The sequence below is a fragment of the Amycolatopsis kentuckyensis genome (genome assembly GCF_002155975.1).
GTDB classification, from domain to species: domain Bacteria; phylum Actinomycetota; class Actinomycetes; order Mycobacteriales; family Pseudonocardiaceae; genus Amycolatopsis; species Amycolatopsis kentuckyensis.
Genome location: NZ_MUMI01000616.1, coordinates 1 through 1,012, shown reverse-complemented (window position 1 = coordinate 1,012; position 1,012 = coordinate 1). Strand labels below are relative to the sequence as shown.

At 74.3% G+C, this 1,012-nt stretch carries 2 protein-coding genes; both read left to right on the top strand.

Going from position 1 to position 1,012, the window contains the following annotated elements; translation table 11 throughout:
* The coding region (locus CCN39_RS50450; protein WP_491844439.1) for a sigma-70 family RNA polymerase sigma factor family protein at positions 1-394 on the top strand (394 nt) is incomplete at its 5' end.
* 82 nt (positions 395-476) lie between these two features.
* A partial coding sequence (locus tag CCN39_RS43815) for an FAD-dependent oxidoreductase (protein ID WP_158104606.1) occupies positions 477-1,012 on the top strand: 536 nt, incomplete at its 3' end.

The window sequence follows — 1,012 nt, the reverse complement described above, 5'->3', positions numbered from 1 at the left end:
CGCCGCGGCGCTCAGCGGCCGGACCGACTCGCTCGTGAAGCTGCTGGCCGACGACGCGATCAGCATCGGCGACGGTGGCGGCGTGGTCCTCTCGGTGCGGCGGCCGGTCACCGGTGCGCTGCGGGTGGCGCGGTTCCTGCGCACCCTGTTCACGCCGAGCGAGGCCAAGTGGGAGATGGTCGGCGGCCGCCCCGACCTGTACGCCGCGGTCGCCAACGGCGTGCCCGCGCTGGTCATGGTGGTCGGCGACCGGATCGTCGGCGTGTTCACGCTGGACGTCACGGAGGACGGCGTCGCGGCCGTCCACGCCCAGGCGAACCCCGCCAAGCTCGCCCGCGCGACGCGTCACTGGGACACCGTCGAGCACGGGGAGCCATTCGCCGGCACCTGGTGACTCAGGTCACACCCGTCTCCTGTCAGGTTTCGCGCCGCTGTCCGGTTCAGGGAGCACACACCGACCGGACAGGAGCAAGACCATGAAGCACCGCATCGTCGTCCTCGGGGCCGGGTACGCCGGAGCCAACGCCGCCGGCCGGCTCGCCAAGCGGCTGCACCCCGCCGACACCGAGATCACCCTCGTCAACGCCGACGCCGAGTTCGTCGAGCGCGTCCGCATGCACCAGCTGGCGACCGGCCAGGACCTGAAGCCCCGCCCGTTGGCCGAGGTCTTCGCGGGCACCGGCGTGCAGGTGCGGATCGCCCGGGTCGCCGCCGTCGACGCCGAACGCAAGACCGTCGCCCTCTCCGGCGGCGACGAGCTCGCCTACGACACGCTCGTCTACGCCCTCGGCAGCACCGCCGCCGACAGCGGCGTTCCCGGCGTCGCCGAGCACGCCCACCACCTCGCCGGCAAGCAGTCCGCGCTGCGGCTGCGGGCCCGGCTGGCCGAGCTGCCCGCGGGCGGGACCGTGCTCGTCGTCGGCGGTGGCCTCACCGGCATCGAAGCCGTCACCGAAATCGCCGAAGCCCGCCCGGACCTCGAGGTCGCCCTCGCCGCCCGCGGCCGCCTCGG